The following is an 18,728-nucleotide window of genomic DNA, read 5'->3' on the forward strand; positions in this document are numbered from 1 at the left end:
CGGATAGCCTCTGCTTTTTTATATAGTTTTAGTGCTAGCTTGAATCATTAAAACACACATGTCATCAGGCTGATTCTCTTGTTTATCCTTAGGCAAAAGGTTATCGATTAGGCATTGTGAATAATCCCACTTGGAGGATGTTAGCGTTTGCAAATGCTTTTCTGATTCTAATTCACAGGGTCCCATTGCCTCTAATACACCGTCTGTAAATAACACGATTTGAATGTCATGCTCATATTGAATAGATTGCTTTTTTACTTTTATTTCATCGAAGAAACCGACTGCACAGCTACCCTGATCTAATGGAATACATGATTTTTCATCGATTAGTGCATATCCAGGAGGATGGCCAGCATTTATGTACTCGACTGTTTTTTGCTCTGTATCAATGATTAAATAAATCGCTGTAAAATAATAAAGATTATTCTCTTTCCCATCTTGTAATAGCGTCATATAACGATTCAGTTCTTGGATGACAAGTTCAGGTTCCACCAATTGCTTAACCGCCTCTCTTAGAACAGAAGAGATGAACATACAAACCAACGCTGCCGATATACCGTGACCCATCATATCCAATAATATAATGGCATAACGATGATCGTCTATTTTGTACCAATAATACATATCTCCTGCCAAATTAGAGGATGGTAAATAAGAAACTTCAATACGGATGTCCTTCTCATTTAACGGTGGGCTAAGAAGACTCCTTTGTACATGGGTTGCTAAATCTAGTTCATATTGTATTTTCTTTTCATGCTGTGTGTGCCAGTCTAATTCTGCCTTTAAACGTAAGGCAACACGCATTCTGGCAAGCAACTCTGTTTTATTAATTGGTTTAGTAATATAATCTACACCACCAATGTCTAGGGCTTCTGCCAGTTTGTTTTTATCCTCAAGTGCTGTAACAAAAATGATTTGAATATCTTTTAATCTCTCATTTTGCTTAATGCGTTTGCAGGCCTCAATACCATCTACTTCCGGCATCATAATATCTAACAAAATTAAATCTACTGAATTTCCTGTCGGATTGGGTGCATCTAATTGTAAATAATCAAATAGCTCATAAGCAGATGAAAGAGAAACACAGTTTTCATAACCTGCATTTTTTAGTATTTTCTCAATGACAAATAAATTGACTTGATTGTCATCAACTAGAAGAATGGTCATAGTACTTTCCCCTTACTCTGATTGAATTGTGCAGATTATTTTTCATGTATATAAAATACTTTCAACTTTATCATTATACAAAACATCAAAGAATAAAGGTATTTTGGCGATTTGAATGTGTGATTTACTAAATACATGAATTAAAAGGAATTTATATTTTCGCTTTTTTAAATCCTTGGTAGATATCAAATGCATTTGCTAAAACAGCAATAATTATACTGACAAGTAGGATTTTATCAATAGTGAAGGCAACTTTAGCTGAGGTTGTTTCTGTTATAGCCGCAATATAAGGAATAGAGGCGCTGTGAATAAAATCTTGGTGTATCGCTATTAAAATAAACACAATTGTTCCTACACTTTGAAGTATTGCATTAGTGATGGCGATAGGCATTGTCCACTGTCCTGCACGCCATTTTAATAAGGTTAAAGTTAGACTTAGGATAATACATAGTAAGACCATGGGAACAAACGCTTGTAAAATATTTTGATTAAAGATAGGCATAACAAATTTCAAGCTGCCGTTGTCATTCGTTGTATAAATACCTAAAAGACGATAGGCATTCCAGTAAACAAAAGAAAAAATAAGTATTCCTAAAAGGCTAAAAATCGTATCACTTATAGGAATGATTTTATCTTTGGGAATCTTTTTAATTTGTATTAAATCATCAGGTGACCATGGCTTGGTATCTCTCAGAAAAGGGATCGAAAACTTTTCAGCCCCAGAACGGTCCTTAATAATAAAAATAACCGTAACCCAAAACAAAACTTGAAATAACACAGCAATAATTGCAACAATAATCCCTATAAATGCTGTAATAATGGTTGTGAGAAGTGCTTCTTCTCCAGAATAGAGAACCATCTTCTCTATTATTTGAACAATGATCGTAATAAGAATTGCCCAAGGAATAATTAGCTTGATGGTTCTTGTATATTGTTCAAAATTCTTTGGACCAATTAAAAAGTGGGGAGTAACCTGATAGCTTGCAGCAACTTCTGAAGGGCTTCCAAGCTTCCTAAGTACTTCCTTCACCTCAGATTCTGTATATTGCTCTGGCAACATATCCTCAATAGTAGCCTTTAGTTCAACCTTGATTATCTCACGTTTATTTTTATGTAGCCTTTTAGTCACTTCGTGAATATATGAATCAATTAAAGTCATACATTTTCCTCCTTTAATCATTTTCAGTACTCATTAATTGGTCGTGGTAATATATGTTATTATGGGGTATAAAAATTAATATGAAAAATTCGTGAACAACATGCAACAATTTGAAAATGGAGGGGACATAATGAGGGTTGTAGAGAAATTATTAAAAGAGCAAGATTTTGTAGCCTTTGTAAATATCGTTGTAGGTGCATATCCAGGAAGATTGAATGGTACACATACAACAAAAGAAGAGCTGAAAAAGCATTTTATGCAAAATCAGAGCAACGATGAATCTCTTCATTATTATGGACTTTGGGAAAAGGACAAACTCATTGGTGGTATGCGACTACATGACTTTCAAATGAATCTGTTCTCTAAAATGTTACCAATTGGTGGGGTAGGACTTGTTGCAGTTGATTTATTACATAAAAAAGAGAAGGCTGCAAAAGAATTAATCCAACATTTCTTTAACATCTTTTTAGAAAAAAATATTCATTTTGTGGCTTTGTATCCGTTTAGACCAGATTTTTATAAGAAAATGGGTTTTGGCTATGGACCGAAAATCTATCAATACTTGGTTGAGCCTTCGAGCTTCCCTAAAGGACCAACCAAAAAGCACCTTAAATATTTGACAGTTGAAGATCAACAACAGCTAGTAGATTGCTACAACAGGGTAGTAGCAAAAAAACATGGGATGTTTCTTAAAACACAATCGGAACTATCTTTTATTTTTAATAATCCAGATAACTATGTGATTGCAATGGAACAGGAAGGTACAGTTCAGGGCTATATTGCCTTTTCTTTTAATAAACAAAGCGATAGTAATTTTATGCTCAATAATTTGGTCATTAAAGAGTGGATCTATGAAACTCCTGAGGCTTTGCTAGAGCTTAGTACATTTTTAAACAGTCAAGCGGATCAAGTAACCCGAATCGAATGGAATACACAAGAAGAAAATGTCCATTTCTTTTTAGAGGATGTAAGAAATGGTACAAATCATTTAATTCCAAGTGTATATCACGCAAGTGCCGTGTCAGGAGTTGGTCTAATGTACCGTATCATAAATGTGAAGGGCTTTTTTGATGAGCTCCTAACACGCAATTTTAACGGTGTCACTTTGACATTTAAATTGAATGTTATGGATTCGTTACTGGCAAAAAATAATCAGCAACTTATTGTTGAGGCTGTTAACGGTACAATTAAATTGCTAGAAAGTGATAGCTATGATGTTGAAGTAACGATAGATGTAGCTGAGCTTTCATCACTAGTAATGGGCGTCGTAACGGTCCAAGAGCTATTTATGCTGAGTCGAATACAGATTAGCGATAATCAGTATTTACAGGCTTTACAGCAATTCTTCTATGTGTTTGAAAAGCCCACATGTATATCGGCATTTTAGAATGGGCGTGAGGGCTTTTAATCTTTTTTGATGAGAATGGAAGAACGTGTTGGCCTTTCAAGTGGCGTTATATTGATAATAAAGTAGCTTATGATTAGTATGAGGATAATTAATGAATAAATTAACGTATTTAGAGGATGATCATGCTCCACAATAATTAATCGAATCATCGCTGTGATACCTATATAGATAAAATATCGAAGTGGAAAATGGTAATCCTCCTTAAAATATTTAATGATCATTGTGATGAATTCGAAATATAAAAAGAAAATAAGAATATTGGCAAGGAATAGTTTATAATCACCAGCTTCCTTAGCGAATAGTAATATTTTAAGAAATTCAATTAGCTCCTTAAATAACAAAAAACAGAGAATGAGTGCTAATAGTACAAGGCAAACATTGAGAAAGAGCTGTAGAGATTTTGGCACAACTTTAATGAGCTGTAAATAAGTCGTATTTTTTTGATTCATCCCATTCCTCCAATCGAGTTTTGTAAATACATCATCATATGGTCGAGTAGCTGTGTATTATGATATAAATATAACAATTTGTCGTAAATCTTTTCTTATGATTTTGTAAAGTTTTGGTATATTTTAATGAAAGAAAGTTTTCAAAATAATTTAGTGGTATGCTAAAATAGATGTGCATGAATATAAAATATAAAAGGGGTTTTTAAAATGGCAAAAGCTGCAAAAACTGATGCGAAAATTACACCAGAACGTTTAGAAGAAGCGTTAAATGTTCGTGATCGACTTATTATCGAGCTACTGGTACAAGTACTTGATGAAAAGCTAGTAATTGAGCGTCCTGTATTACGTGAACGTCTAGGAAACCTTGTAGATCTAGCAGATCACGATGCAGAGCTTAAGGAAACAATCCACGCAGTAATTAACAAACTATAATGTAAAAGAGGAATGCTACGGATATGCGTAGCATTCTTTTTTATATAGTATTTTATCATGTAAAGCGTTCTACCAAGTCGTACATACGCTCTGCCTCTGTATGAAGCTCCATAGAGGAGTGCATGATAGATGTCACCGCTGACTTTTGTTCGTCAATAGAAGCATTAATTTGTTCAGTAGCTGCGGCAGATTGTGTAGCGACACTTGCTATTTCATTGATGGCGTTCATCACGACTATTCGATTTTCCGCCATGTCATTCATTCCTTTGTCTAAAGAAACAAGGTGCTTTGTAATGTCATGAATGGAGTCTGCTAGGAAAGTAAAGGCTCCCTTTACTTCCGTAATCGACATTGCCTGATTTTGTGACAGTTGGAGCGTGTGTATCATTTTTGAATCTGAATTAGCGGTATCGACCTCAATACGCTGTAATAGATTTCTAACCCGATTCGTGGCTTCATTCGTATCCTCAGATAAATGACGGACTTCCTCAGCTACGACAGCAAACCCTTTGCCATGTTCACCTGCACGGGCTGCTTCAATACTTGCATTTAGTGCTAATAGATTTGTTTGTTCAGAAATGGATGTAATTGTTTGTACGACTTGATGAATTTCTTTCATTTGGCTCGTCAAACTTGAAAAAGTTGTTCTCAATTCCTCAATCACTTGCGTAAACTCACTTGAATTTTGAAGTAATACATCTACTTTTTGTCTACCGTTTTCTTGAGATTGATTAATGATATTCATATTTTCTGTAATCTCACTATATTTATCTGTAGCATTTGAGATAAGTGAGGACAATGTTTCTACTTTACTAATGGCCATTTCTGCTTCCTCAGCTTGTACTACAGCTCCCTTAGATATATCATTGATGGCTTGATGAATTTCATCAGCAGAGGCAGTCGTCTCCTCAGTAATGGCACTCAGCATTTCTGAAGAAACGCGCATTTGGGACGCGCTATCCTTTGTATTGTTGACCATTTCGTATAAGCTACGTTTCATATTATTCACGTTACTAGCTAGTATACCGAGTTCATCTTCTGTAGTAACAGGTATGTCATCACCAGTTAGCTTGCCTTTAGCAATATCAGATGTAATGACCATAATTTTTCGTATATAGGTTGTCATTCGTCCAGAGAAGAACCAGAAGAGTGATACACCAATAATCGTTGCAAGGAAGGTCATGCCTAGTGTGTAATATAAAACATTATTTGTACCCGCATTAAAGTCCATTTCGTATGTACCAGCTGCTATAATCCAGCCCCAATGCTTGTCCTTTTCTACATAAGTAATCTTAGGCGCAACAATTTCAGGATTTGAGGGAAGGGCCCAATCATAACGTACATATCCTCCTCCAGCATTTGCTGCTTCAATCATTTCTCGTACAAAATAGCGCCCATCCTCTGTTTGTAAATCTGAGATATTTTGTCCTTCTAGAGAGGGGTGGGTTTCAACCATACCACTATCTTGGAAAGCATAGAAATAAAAATTATCTCCATATTTAACGGGATTATCAATGGATCTTTTGTTATCTTCATTTTTATGACCAACGATCTGTGTTCTAGCACTTTCCTGAGCTTCCTCTAGCGTTAATTTCCCATTTTGAACTTGAGTATCTAACTGTGCAATAAGTTCAAGTATGCCAAGTGTGCCGTTTTTAAGACTATCTCTACCTACCTGATCGAGTTCTCCTTTCACGACCATATAATTGACGGTTCCAACTAGGCCTGTTGATAGTAGAATAACGATAATAGCGAGACTAACAAGTTTATTACGTACTGATTTCATAAGATACAACCCCCGTTCCTTCATTCCTTCAATATAGTTCTATTATAATATATAATTTTTTAATAAAATAGAAAATTCTGAAAATAAATATTGTCTTTTAAGTGAAGAGTCCCAAAAAAATCACCCCAACCAAGAGTAAAAAGCAGCTCTTAATTGGGGTGATGTTGAAGCTTAATATAGCGGATTTACATCGATTAGTATACTTTGTCTCCATTGAAAATAGAATTCTTCACGATCACATAATCAACATTGCGAATAGCCTCTAGCTTTGTGCCACCAGCATATGAAATAGATGACTGTAAATCTTGTTGCATCTCGATTAATGTATCTTTGATGCTACCTTTATGTTCAACGTACATTTTCTTACCTTCGACGTTTTTACGTTCGCCTTTTTGGAATTCAGAAGCAGAGCCGAAGTATTCCTTCACTGTTCTACCTTCGATTTCGATTGTTTCACCAGGTGACTCTTCATGACCAGCGAATAATGAACCGATCATTACCATTGAAGCACCAAACCGTACAGATTTAGCGATATCTCCATGTGTACGAATGCCACCATCAGCAATAATTGGCTTTGTAGCAGCCTTTGCACACCAACGTAGTGCAGCTAGTTGCCAGCCGCCAGTACCAAAACCTGTTTTGATTTTAGTAATACATACTTTACCTGGTCCAATCCCAACTTTTGTTGCATCTGCACCAGCATTTTCAAGCTCACGCACCGCTTCAGGTGTCCCTACATTACCTGCAATGACAAAGCTTTTTGGTAAATGCTTTTTAATATGCTGAATCATACGAATAACAGCATTTGAATGACCGTGTGCAATATCAATTGTAATAAAATCAGGTACTAAATTAGCAGCTGCTAATTCTTCGATAAATGTATATTCCTCTTCTTTTACACCAACGCTAATAGAAGCAATTAAGCCATTTCCTTGCATTTCTAGAATAAAGTTTCGACGAGTTTCTGGTTGGAAACGGTGCATGATGTAAAAGTAACCGTTTTCAGCAAGTTTCTTAGCAAGATTTTCATCGATAATTGTTTGCATATTTGCAGGTACTACTGGCAGTTTAAAAGTGTGACCACCTAAAGTAACAGAAGTATCACATTCTGAACGACTTTCTACAATACATTTTGCGGGAATAAGTTGAATATCCTCATAGTCAAATACGTTATCCATTATATACACTCCTAAAATACGAATATTTTTTAAGATTTAATTTAAATTGTTCGCCATTTGGTAATTTACATGATTTTTGAGTAAATGTCAAAGCTTTTGTGAAAATAAATAAAAAATTTAAAAAGAAAGGAGCAAACTTACTTTGAAGATGAAATATTCTAGTTATAATTTGTGTTATGTTTTGTAATCCATGTACAATAGAATTGTTTCAAAAAATGACAAAGGAGTGTTGAAAATGGCAGTAGAGGTTTATTTGAATTTTAATGGAAATTGTCGAGAGGCAGTTGCGTTTTACGAAGACGTTTTTAATACGGACAAGGCTGAAATTATGACGTTTGGAGAGACACCACAAAATCCAGACTATCCATTACCAGAAGAAGCAAAAGATCTTGTCATGCATACACGACTTATTGTATTCGGTAGTAGAATTATGTTCTCAGATACATTTCCAGGCATGCCATTTTCCACAGGGAATAATGTCACATTAGCTGTTGTATCCGATGATGAAGAGCAAATGCGTCAAGCATTTGATAAGCTTAAAGAAGGTGGTAACGTGAGAATGGAGCTTCAAGAAACATTTTGGAGCAAATGTTACGGCTCACTTACAGATAAATTTGGCGTTGAATGGCAATTTAGCCATGAGGTAAATGAATAATGAAATAACATGATAAAAGCACGATGATGGGGCTAAACCAAGTATCATCGTGCTGTATTATTTAGTAATTAAAACGGTCTACATAGCCTTGTAATTCATCTGCCATATCAAGCAATGTTTTAGCAGAAGAGGCGATTTCCTGCATGGAAGATAATGTTTGTTCCGTTGAAGCGGCAACCTCTTCAGATGCAGCTGCGTTTAGTTTGGCATGGTCTGACAGTTCAATAGCAGTTGCGGATACCTCCTCTACAACGGCAGACATTTCTTGTGCTGAAGCTGATATATCCTCCATTTTAGGAGCAATTTCACGAAGACTTCCAACGATACTTGAAAATTTCTTTTTCGTATCCTCGGATAGCTGTAAACCTTCTTGAACGTCTGCAGAAGCTTTCGTCATCGTTTGTACAGATTTAGCGGTATCTTGTTGTATACCTGTAATTAGAGTAGAAATTTGCTCTGCTGATTGATGAGATTGCTCCGCTAGTTTACGTACTTCATCTGCTACAACTGCAAAGCCTTTACCGTGTTCACCTGCTCGTGCTGCTTCAATAGCAGCATTAAGAGCAAGAAGGTTTGTTTGGTCTGAAATTGCGCTAATAATTTCTATAATGGAGCCAATTTCTTTTGTACGATCAAATAAGGATTTAATCATCGTATCGGATTGAGCCACAGAATCATGAATGGATACCATTTGATTAACAGTGTGCTCAACAGATTGACTACCTTCCTCCGCTAATTGGATGGCCTGGCTGGATAGGTCTGAAACTTGTAGAGCACTATCTGCTACCTCTACAACACCCTTTGCAATCTCCTCAATAGAAACAGCATTTTGATCGATTCCCGTTGTTTGTTTTTCCGTACTAATCGCTACCTGTTGCATAGCCTCTGTCACTTGCTCAGATGCAGCGATATTTTGCTCAGCATTCGCTGAAAGACCTTGTGCCGAGGTTTGAACATGTTGTGAGCTTTGATCAACATTGCGGATCAGTCTTTTTAAGCTAACTTTCATTGAGACAAATGCTTCAGCAAGCTGTCCTATTTCATCTTTCGTATGAATATCAATATACTCTGTCAAATCACCTTCACTAATTTTAAGAGCACTTTGCTGTAGTTGTTTAATTGGGTTAACAATAGATTTAATCATTGAGAGCATAAAGATAATACCAACAATAATAGAAATACCAATAATGAGTAATGTAATAGTAAAGGTTGAGGTAGCAGCGTTAGTAGCCTCTGCAATGAACATTGTACCAATTATCTTCCAGCCTGTGATTTCATTTGTTTCAAAGCGTAAATGACGGTCACCTTCAGTAATAATACCTTCCTGCTTTTCGTAAATTTTTGAAACATAATTTTCCGTTGCCTCTGTGCCGCTTTCCTTATCTTTTTGAGCAATATATAACTTATTATTATCTAACAGAGAGGCAAAGCCCGTTTCTCCAATACGTGTTTGATCTGTCAGTGCACTTAGAAGAGAGATATTTAAATCTAAGGCAATTACGCCAGAATCATCAGGAAGAGCTTGCATAATTGTCACAACGATGTTATTGGTTGATTTTGAGATATATGGAGAAGTGATGGATACATGCCCTTTATTATCAATGGCTTCTATATACCAAGGACGTTTACGAGGATCATAATCACTTGCATAGTCATGGACAGGTTCATCAATGATTCGCCCATCAGCAGTCCCTATGTATACTAGCTCGACTTCTGGGTGTGTATTTATATATTCCTGAAAAAGACCTTTTAATTCAGCTTTTTTATCATCTTGTAAATAAGACTGATTTATTTTCTTGGCAAAATATTCGATATCATGAACTCTAGGAGCAATTGTATTAGTAATATTACTATTAAGCATACGCACACTTTCCTTGGCGCTTGCTTGCTGCTCTGCGAGTATTTGATTTTTGGTACTTTTAAAGGAGGTATACCCGATTAAAAGTGCGGGAATGAGAAGTATGACTAAAAATGCAAAGATGAGTTTCTTTCTTAAACTAATTCGTTTCATATAGTATTCCTCCTTAAACGACAATATTGAAGTGTAATACAACTAACTACTTGATTGGTTTTATTACACTAGTAGTCTCCTAAGTCGTTCAAATGTTTAATCTGATTCTAAGAGGAAAATGAATAATAATCAACACAATTTTCCGAAAAATCTGTAAAATAAAGTTATGTAACGCTATTATTTGTAGAAAAATATCCTATTTTGTAATTTTCTATCTTTTTGGAATAAAAAAAATCTGAGTTCAATACTATCTTGAACTCAGATTTAGCAGTTAAATAATTAATATTTAAAACGATTGACATAACCCTGCAATTCATCCGCCATATCGAGTAGGGTTTTGGCAGACGAAGCCATATCTTGCATAGAAGATAAAGTTTGTTCCGTGGAAGCGGCAACTTCTTCTGTAGCAGCAGCATTTAATTTTGCGTGATCGGAAAGTTCAATAGCGGTCGCTGATACTTCTTCTACAACGGCAGACATTTCTTGAGCAGATGCTGAAATATCCTCCATTTTCGGCGCGATGTTTCGAAGACTTTCGATAATACTCGCGAATTTTCTACTTGTATCTTCTGTCAATTGTAAGCCCTCTTGAACATCTGTCGATGCTTTGACCATTGTCTCTACAGATTTTGCTGTATCTTGCTGAATAGTAGTAATGAGCGCAGAAATTTGCTCTGCTGATTGATGAGATTGCTCTGCTAATTTACGTACTTCATCAGCCACTACCGCGAAGCCTTTGCCATGTTCTCCTGCTCTAGCAGCTTCTATAGCTGCATTAAGTGCTAATAAATTCGTTTGATCTGATATAGCACTAATCATTTCTAAAATGGACCCGATTTCTTTCGTGCGATCATATAGTGCTTTAATCATTGTATCTGATTGCGTTACAGAATTATGGATAGAATTCATTTGCTGTACAGTTTGTTTGACAGATTGTCCACCTTCTTCTGCCAATTGGATAGCATGGCTAGATAGGTCAGAAACCTGCATGGAACTGTCTGCTACTTCAACAACGCCTTTAGCAATTTCTTCAACTGAAATGGCATTCTGATCAATACCTGTAGTTTGTTTTTCTGTACTAATTGCCATTTGGTGCATGGCATCAGCAACTTGCTCTGAGGTAGCGATGTTTTGTTCTGCATTAGCAGATAAATTTTGAGCGGCTGTTTGGACATGTTGTGAGCTTTGATCAACATTACGAATTAATTTTTTTAAGCTCACCTTCATAGAGATAAAGGCTTCTCCAAGCTGACCAATTTCATCTTTAGAATGGATTTCAATAAACTCCGTTAAATTACCGTCGCTAATTTTTAATGCGCTTTGCTTCAATTGATTAATTGGGTTAACAATAGACTTTATCATGAAGAGCATGAAAATAACGCCAACGAGAATGGAAACAATAATGATAATTAAATTTATATTTAATGTGGATGCCGCAGCTTTTGCAGCTTCCGCAGTAAACATCGTACCAATTACCTTCCACCCAGTTAACTCATTCGTAATAAATTGTAAGTGACGGTCTTTTTCAATGATCGTACCGCTTTCCTGCTCATAAATTTTTGTAATGTAGCTTTCCGTTGCCTCTGTACCACTTTCTTTATCTGGCTGAGCAATGTAAATTTGATTTTTATCTAAAAGAGAAGCGAAGCCCGTTTCTCCAATACGTATATTATTCGTAATGTCACTTAATGTAGAAATATTTAGATCTAATCCTAATACACCGGAACCATCTGGTAATGCCTGAGTAATTGTAATGACAATGTCACCTGTAGATTGTGTAACATATGGTGCAGTAATTGAGGTCTTCCCATTATTAGCTAAAGCCTGCTTATACCAAGGCCTTGTCCGAGGATCGAAGCCATCAGGATACTCTTGAACAGGCTGATCAAATAGTTTGCCTTCAGCAGTTCCAATATATATCAGATCTACTTCAGGGTGCATGTTTACATATTCACTTAATAATGACTTTAGTTCTAAAGTACTCTCGTCTTGAAAGTAAGTTTCACTAAATTTTTGTGAAAAATATTGTACATCTTTCAATTTGGGTTCAATCATGTTTGTAATATTAGAATTTAGAATGCGCACACTTTCAGTCGCACTTGCCCGTTGTTCCTCTGAAATTTGCTGTTCAGCACTTTGGTAAGATACTATTCCAATCAATAGTGTTGGAATGAGAAGCATGGCTAAAAACGAAAAAATAAGCTTTTTTCTTAAACTTAGTTGTTTCAATTGTATTATCCTCACATAATATTTTATTCTATACTTTTCCCTTAAAGGTAAATAATACTCATTCTATCAGAAATAAAAGAAAAGTTAAGTACTTTGAATTAATTATTTCTTAGTAATGTATATCATTATCAATTTTTCGAAATTTCCCTAAATTGATGGCATTAGAAGCTATATAAAGCCGCTTTTTGATGTATACTAATGCTCAAAAGAGGAGGGAATGAAGACATGATTCATCAAATTGGACAGGTAATGTTATATGTTAATGATCAAGATGCAATTGTGAAATTTTGGACAGAAAAAGTGGGGTTTGTTGTCATTTCTGAACAGGAAGAGGCAGGCATACGCTGGATTGAAATTGCACCAACTAAGGAAGCTCAAACATCCTTTGTGCTTCACAACAAAGAAATTATTGCTAAAATGCAACCTGATCTAAATTTAGGAACACCTTCTATTATGTTTTACGCTGATAAAATTGAAGAGATGTATCAAGATTTTCAGGCAAAGGGCGTTAAAGTAGGAGATCTAGTCATGATGCCAATGGGTAGGGTTTTTAATTTTGCTGACCCTGAAAATAACTACTTTGCCTTGGTTGAAAAGAAAAAGTAAATAACGGAATCTGCTTGTTTTTTGTTAGAGTTAAGTAAAAATGAGCAGATTCCTGTTTTAGCTTATTTAATAGCTAGATTTGTGGTCTATGATAAATCTTCACCAAAAATACCAACCGTTTGTCGATCTATTACAAATTCATGGCCATTCCATTTTAAAATATTTTCTACATAGCCTAATCCATCAGCATGATATCTACCTGCAATTTCTTGATATCCTAAAATTTCATACGTTCCATCTCGGTCGTAATCAACAGGATATAGTCCTCCAAAAGGATCTACCCAGCCTTCAATCGGTTGCTTCAAGGTGCCATCTGGATTATAAATTTCAGCTAAGTAGTCGGCTCCTTTATACTGTAAATCAATTGTGTATTTAATAGCAGGATTAAAACTCTGAACAACAGCCTTATAATGATCTACATAATTGACCTTATATTTAAGTTTATTATTAAAAGATTCTGCATCAAAGATGGAACGAACTTGATTGTTGATGGAGGAAAAAATCTCACCATTTACAATTCCGCCGCTACCTCCTGTATCAGACACAACCAGAATATCCTCAATATGATTACCAGTAAAATCGCCCAAGAAAATAGTCGGATTATAGCCCATATTTTGTTTCAATGGAATTTGCTCCATTTGTCGTGTTTGACCATCAAAAATAGACAGTGTTAGATTTCTCCAGAAAGGACTATCAGGCTGTTTAGTGCCCATTAAAAAAATGGTTTCAAAAAAACCATCCCCGTTAATATCTCCAAACTTAGTTTGAATAACTTGTGGAGCAGAATGGGTTATGATTCCACCGTTTAGTGGTGAATTTAAATTATTGGTCATATATGCACCTCTTTCATTAGTCTTAGCATATGTTGTAAGAAAAGCTTGGTGCATAAATCAAAGGTAAAAGTTGAAACTTTGTAATACATATTAAACTTACAAAAAAACTTGAATATCACCCATTGACATTTTCTAATGCGAAAAGTATTATAAGTGTCAACGAATCAGAAAATTCAGTACCAAATAGTATCTCACTACATTCATGTAGCAAGAGATTTTTTTTCATTATCAATCCTTAGTAAATTTATACGATTTATATATATTGGGAAGAAGGAGATTCATTTGAAGAATTTATTTGTAAAAACAGAGCGACAACGATATTGGCTAGATCAGCTAGCTGCTATAGCTGAGCCAATCAAGGCAGAGGCTGTTGAGGTAGATGAGCAATCTCGTTTTCCGTTCGAAGCACATCGGTTACTTTTACAAATTGGCTATCCTCAACTTACTTTACCGAAACAATATGGCGGAGAAGGGTTATCTGTCTATGATATGGTCCTCGTACAAGAGACGCTAGCAAGCTATGACGAAAATGCCTCTCTTTCCCTTGGGTGGACATTAGGTGTTGTCGGTGAAATTTATGAAACTAAACTATGGACTGATGATCTATTAATAGCTTTTGCTGAAGAAATAAAGAGAGGGGCCATGATTAATAGAGCGGTTAGTGAGGCGGCAACAGGTAGTCCAACGCGAGGAGGGCGGCCAGGGACAAATGCCATTTCTACTAAAGGAGGCTGGCTAATAAATGGGCGCAAGATTTTTACGACTGCGTCTCCGGTGCTCGATTATTTCCTTACCTCCGCTTGGATTGAAGAAAAACAGCAAGTTGGCTTCTTCCTCATTCATAAGGATGCAGCAGGTCTATCCATTGAGGAGAATTGGGAGATGTCTGCAATGCGAGGCACAAGCAGCCACGACCTTGTATTAAAGGATGTGCTTGTTGCAACTGAACATTTAGTAGAGTTACCAAGTCATCCGAGTGGTGGCAAAATAAATGGCTGGATACTCCATATCCCAGCAACTTACTTAGGTATTGCACAAGCAGCCCGTGATTATGCTATTCATTTTGCTAATCACCATCAACCGAATAGCCTGAATGCGCCAATTTGTACGTTGCCAAACGTACAACAGCTTTTAGGGGATATTGAATTAAAGCTCCATCAAGCTCGTTTTGTCTTATACGGAGTGGCTGAGGCTTACGATGATCCTGCTAGACGTGGACTAATAACAAATGAAATGGCAATTGCTAAACACACGATAACAAACATGGCAATAGATATAGTCGATAAAGCGATGCGTGTAGTGGGGGCAAAAAGCTTGCAACTATCCAATCCATTACAGCGTTATTACCGCAATGTTCGTGCAGGGCTTCATAATCCACCGATGGATGATATGACGATAATTAAATTAGCGACTGCCGCTATTGAACAGCAGAAATTATGTGAACATCAAGCATTAAATCACGTGAAAAATAAGGAGAAATGACATATGAAGAAGAATAAGATTTTTCAATTTGCTGCAATTGGTTTGGCCTCTATAGCATTATTAGCAGGTTGTAATTCAGGAGAGTCTGCAGATAAAGATGCGGGTGATGGTGAAAAGGTACGTACAGTAAAAGTAGCCTACGATCAAGCGTCAAAGCCTATTAGTTACATTGACGATAATGGAAATCCAACTGGTTATGATGTAGAAGTAATGAAATTAGTAGATGAATTGTTACCTGACTATCAATTTGAGTATGTAGGTACAACAAGTGATGATTTATTAATTGGTGTGGAGCAAGGGAAATATCAAGTAGGGGTTAAAAACGCATTCTTTACTCAGGAACGTACAGAGAAATTTATTTTCCCGAAGGAATTCTTAGGTTTAAGTAGCGCAGGTTTAGTTTTGCGTAAAGAAGATGAAGGTGTGAAAACATTAGCGGATTTTGCCAAAAAGGGCTATTCTTTAGCACCAATTGCTGCAAATAATGCTCAATATACAATTATCGATGAATATAATACGGCAAATCCAGATAATAAAGTAAAACTTGAGGCTGGTGACGCCTTTACTGTCGATGTAGTGCAGTGGGTAAATGAAGGTCGTGTTGATGGTGGTGTCATGATTGAAGGCCCATTTAAACAACAAGTACTTGCAGAAGATGGTCCATATTATAACCTAAAAGATGACGTTGTCTATAACGAATTTGCTGTTATAAAAACATGGCCACTGTTCAATAAAAAAGAGCAGGAATTTGCTGACGCTTATGATAAAGCAATAGCTCAGGTTAAAGAACAAAAGAAAACAAATGAATTAAGTACAAAATTCTATGGCCGTGATTTATTTGAAGTACTGGAAAACGTAAATCGTTAGTTTAAATCGGAACGAATAGTAAGGCTGTTGAGTCAGTAATGCTCAGCAGTCTTTATTCATAAAAACAAAAGTTGGTGAGGAAATGGATAAATATTTTGACGCAACCTACATTTGGAACGCAATCCCAGTGTTATTGCCATTTTTAAAAATTACGTTCTTAGTTGCAGGGTCCTCCATTATCTTAGGTACCCTATTCGGCTTATTGCTGGCGGCAGCTAAGCTATCTTCAGTCAAGTGGCTAACTAAATTCGCCAATCTGTATACAACGATTATGCGTTGTACACCCTCCATTGTTTTGTTATTTCTTGTCTATTATGGCGTCCCAGCATTAGCAGAAAATGTTGGTCTTAATCTCCATTCAATTGAAACGGCCATATTTGTTGTCGTAACATTCACCTTACAATTCGCAGCAATCATGTCAGAGGTGATACGGTCTGCCTACTTAGCCATCCCAAAAGGGCAGTTTGAAGCAGCCGTTAGTGTTGGGCTAACACCATTCCAAGCCTATCGTCGAATTATTTTCCCGCAGGCACTGGTTGTTGCTTTACCAAACTTTGGAAATGGCGTGATTGCTTTATTACAGGAAGGTGCACTCGCTTATACTATTGGTCTAATTGATATTGTAGGTAAGGCAAATCTAATTATTGCAAGTAACATCAATGCTCATGCCTTAGAAATTTATATTGCATTGGCTATTATTTATTGGGTGTTATCTATTTTTATAGAAAAAATATTTACTATATTAGAAAAAATATTTGGTAAGGGTAAGAAGACCCTAGAAACAACTTAAGGAGGCGTGAAGGTGAATTATCAATTTTTACTTGAAACATTTTTCGTAGCTTTGTCTGGTGTTCCTATCGCGCTCCTAGTCACAGTTGTTGCTTTGGTGATAGCTTTGCCACTGGGGTTTTTATTAGCACTAACTAGGATCAATAAAATTCCAGTTATCCATCATCTAGCGAAGATCTATGTTTCTTTTGTTCGAGGAACGCCGATTATTATACAAATTTTTATTATCTATAGCAGTATACCTTTAATGTTGAAAATTATTTTTGAAAAATATCATATTGCGTATGATATTTATAAAATCAATCCAATTTGGTATGCGTTTATTGTATTTGCATTCAGCTCAACAGCCATTTTAATTGAGGTCTTTCGATCGGCATTAAGTACCATTGAAAAGGGGCAACTAGAGGCTGCACACTCAGTAGGTTTATCAACATTCCAAGCATATACACGCATCATCATTCCACAGGCATTAGTAGTGGCATTGCCGAATATTTGCACAGCTACAGTTAATCTCATTAAAGCGACATCGCTAGGCTATGCAATGTCGCTTCCTGAAATTACACTGAAGGCAAAAGTAGCGGCAAACGTTGGCTACAATTATGTAGAGGCCTATATGGATATCTTTATTGTGTACTTAATTTTATGTAGTACGGTTGAATACTTGTTTAAGCGTTATGAGAAATATTTAAGTAAATACAAAATGGCAAATGTCTAAGGGGTGAATTAGCATGTTAGAAATTAAAAATATTCATAAATCATTTGGTGGCAATGAAATCTTGAAGGGTGTTGATTTAGCCATTGATAAAGGGGACGTTGTTGTTATTTTAGGTCCCAGTGGTTCAGGAAAAACAACATTATTACGTTGTATCAATTTTTTAGAGAAGGCTGATCAAGGCCATGCGACATTTGGTGATATTCAGGTTGATTTTCAACATGTAAAGAAAAAAGACGTGCATGCAATTCGCCAGCGTGTCGCATTTGTCTTTCAAAACTATAATCTATTCACTAATAAAACAGCATTAGAAAATGTAACGGAAGGGTTAATCATTGGTCGTAAAATTCCTAAAGCACAGGCTGTGGAAATTGGTAAAAAGGCACTTGATAAAGTAGGTTTATCAGACAAATATAATGCCTATCCAAGTCAGTTGTCAGGAGGTCAACAGCAACGTGTTGGTATTGCACGAGCAGTAGCTTTGAATCCTGATATTATTTTATTTGATGAACCAACGTCCGCACTTGACCCTGAATTGGTAGGTGAGGTTCTACAGGTCATGAAAAATATTGCGGCGGAGGGTACAACAATGCTTGTAGTAACACACGAAATGGGCTTTGCCAAAGATGTTGCCAATCGCGTAATTTTCATGGATGGAGGAGTGGTTGTAGAGGAAGGTAGCCCTCATGATATTTTCGTCAGCCCAAAAGAGGAACGAACGAAGAAATTTTTAAAACGTGTCATTCCAGAAGACTATACATTCTATATATAAAACAGCAACTAAGGTGAGGTCAATTGCACAAAAAGCAACTTTGCAGGGTAGAGGTTGATTTCTGTTCTGCAAAGTTGCTTTACTTTTTTTTATCTGTATTCATAGAGGGGATAAGCTCTTATTTTCAATGGAGAGCAGTAATGAGTGACAAGTAGTGAACACCTTCACTTTATTTGAAAACCTTTGCTAAAAA

The 18,728-nt window shown here is 36.1% G+C and carries 17 protein-coding genes; 9 read left to right on the forward strand and 8 right to left on the reverse strand.

Going from position 1 to position 18,728, the window contains the following annotated elements; genetic code table 11:
* Positions 1-18: 18 nt before the first annotated feature.
* Together QH639_RS16905 and QH639_RS16910 are read right to left on the reverse strand one after the other, a co-directional pair.
* Complete coding sequence (locus QH639_RS16905) at positions 19-1,167, reverse strand: SpoIIE family protein phosphatase (protein ID WP_131521772.1); 1,149 nt, start codon at positions 1,165-1,167, stop codon at positions 19-21.
* 151 nt (positions 1,168-1,318) lie between these two features.
* Positions 1,319-2,326, reverse strand: a complete 1,008-nt coding sequence (locus tag QH639_RS16910) for an HAAS signaling domain-containing protein (protein ID WP_281114848.1) — start codon at positions 2,324-2,326, stop codon at positions 1,319-1,321.
* 130 nt (positions 2,327-2,456) lie between these two features.
* Here QH639_RS16910 and QH639_RS16915 point away from each other — a divergent pair, with 130 nt between their 5' ends.
* The gene (locus QH639_RS16915; RefSeq protein ID WP_131521774.1) at positions 2,457-3,713 is read left to right on the forward strand and encodes a GNAT family N-acetyltransferase; all 1,257 of its coding nucleotides are present in this window, start codon (positions 2,457-2,459) and stop codon (positions 3,711-3,713) included.
* Between the two features lie 17 nt (positions 3,714-3,730).
* Here the strand turns inward: QH639_RS16915 and psiE are convergent, their stop codons facing one another.
* The gene (gene psiE, locus QH639_RS16920; RefSeq protein ID WP_281114849.1) at positions 3,731-4,183 is read right to left on the reverse strand and encodes a phosphate-starvation-inducible protein PsiE; all 453 of its coding nucleotides are present in this window, start codon (positions 4,181-4,183) and stop codon (positions 3,731-3,733) included.
* A gap of 207 nt (positions 4,184-4,390) precedes the next feature.
* On the opposite strand from psiE, the gene QH639_RS16925 reads away from it, so the two are divergent.
* Positions 4,391-4,615 carry a hypothetical protein gene (locus tag QH639_RS16925; RefSeq protein ID WP_004233486.1) on the forward strand — a complete coding sequence of 75 codons (225 nt, stop codon included), beginning with the start codon at positions 4,391-4,393 and terminating at the stop codon, positions 4,613-4,615.
* A gap of 55 nt (positions 4,616-4,670) precedes the next feature.
* On the opposite strand, the gene QH639_RS16930 is transcribed toward QH639_RS16925, so the two are convergent.
* Both QH639_RS16930 and guaC read right to left on the reverse strand, forming a co-directional pair.
* Complete coding sequence (locus tag QH639_RS16930; RefSeq protein ID WP_281114850.1) at positions 4,671-6,401, reverse strand: methyl-accepting chemotaxis protein; 1,731 nt, start codon at positions 6,399-6,401, stop codon at positions 4,671-4,673.
* A gap of 194 nt (positions 6,402-6,595) precedes the next feature.
* On the reverse strand, positions 6,596-7,579 hold the full coding sequence (guaC, locus tag QH639_RS16935) for a GMP reductase (RefSeq protein ID WP_004233490.1): 984 nt from the start codon (positions 7,577-7,579) through the stop codon (positions 6,596-6,598).
* 235 nt (positions 7,580-7,814) lie between these two features.
* Between guaC and QH639_RS16940 the strand changes: the two genes are divergently transcribed.
* The gene (locus QH639_RS16940; RefSeq protein WP_016992246.1) at positions 7,815-8,234 is read left to right on the forward strand and encodes a VOC family protein; all 420 of its coding nucleotides are present in this window, start codon (positions 7,815-7,817) and stop codon (positions 8,232-8,234) included.
* 61 nt (positions 8,235-8,295) lie between these two features.
* Here QH639_RS16940 and QH639_RS16945 read toward each other — a convergent pair whose 3' ends face one another.
* Both QH639_RS16945 and QH639_RS16950 read right to left on the reverse strand, forming a co-directional pair.
* Entirely contained in the window at positions 8,296-10,245 is a 1,950-nt protein-coding gene (locus tag QH639_RS16945; RefSeq protein WP_131521777.1) for a methyl-accepting chemotaxis protein, read from the reverse strand.
* Positions 10,246-10,524: 279 nt separating this feature from the next.
* Complete coding sequence (locus tag QH639_RS16950; RefSeq protein ID WP_281114851.1) at positions 10,525-12,474, reverse strand: methyl-accepting chemotaxis protein; 1,950 nt, start codon at positions 12,472-12,474, stop codon at positions 10,525-10,527.
* A gap of 225 nt (positions 12,475-12,699) precedes the next feature.
* On the opposite strand from QH639_RS16950, the gene QH639_RS16955 reads away from it, so the two are divergent.
* A complete protein-coding gene (locus QH639_RS16955) occupies positions 12,700-13,080 on the forward strand; it encodes a VOC family protein (RefSeq protein WP_131521779.1) in 381 nt (126 codons plus the stop codon).
* Between the two features lie 86 nt (positions 13,081-13,166).
* On the opposite strand, the gene QH639_RS16960 is transcribed toward QH639_RS16955, so the two are convergent.
* Complete coding sequence (locus QH639_RS16960) at positions 13,167-13,913, reverse strand: hypothetical protein (RefSeq protein ID WP_131521780.1); 747 nt, start codon at positions 13,911-13,913, stop codon at positions 13,167-13,169.
* A gap of 282 nt (positions 13,914-14,195) precedes the next feature.
* Between QH639_RS16960 and QH639_RS16965 the strand changes: the two genes are divergently transcribed.
* From QH639_RS16965 to QH639_RS16985, 5 genes are all read left to right on the forward strand, one after another.
* Complete coding sequence (locus QH639_RS16965) at positions 14,196-15,395, forward strand: acyl-CoA dehydrogenase family protein (protein WP_237898914.1); 1,200 nt, start codon at positions 14,196-14,198, stop codon at positions 15,393-15,395.
* 3 nt (positions 15,396-15,398) lie between these two features.
* Positions 15,399-16,262, forward strand: a complete 864-nt coding sequence (locus QH639_RS16970) for a transporter substrate-binding domain-containing protein (RefSeq protein WP_004233511.1) — start codon at positions 15,399-15,401, stop codon at positions 16,260-16,262.
* A gap of 82 nt (positions 16,263-16,344) precedes the next feature.
* Positions 16,345-17,052 carry an amino acid ABC transporter permease gene (locus QH639_RS16975; RefSeq protein ID WP_131521783.1) on the forward strand — a complete coding sequence of 236 codons (708 nt, stop codon included), beginning with the start codon at positions 16,345-16,347 and terminating at the stop codon, positions 17,050-17,052.
* 12 nt (positions 17,053-17,064) lie between these two features.
* On the forward strand, positions 17,065-17,766 hold the full coding sequence (locus QH639_RS16980) for an amino acid ABC transporter permease (protein WP_131521784.1): 702 nt from the start codon (positions 17,065-17,067) through the stop codon (positions 17,764-17,766).
* 13 nt (positions 17,767-17,779) lie between these two features.
* Complete coding sequence (locus tag QH639_RS16985; RefSeq protein ID WP_237898913.1) at positions 17,780-18,535, forward strand: amino acid ABC transporter ATP-binding protein; 756 nt, start codon at positions 17,780-17,782, stop codon at positions 18,533-18,535.
* Positions 18,536-18,728 lie beyond the last annotated feature (193 nt).

Origin of the sequence: Lysinibacillus sp. 1 U-2021 (genome assembly GCF_029916965.1) — a bacterium.
Classification (GTDB): domain Bacteria; phylum Bacillota; class Bacilli; order Bacillales_A; family Planococcaceae; genus Lysinibacillus; species Lysinibacillus capsici.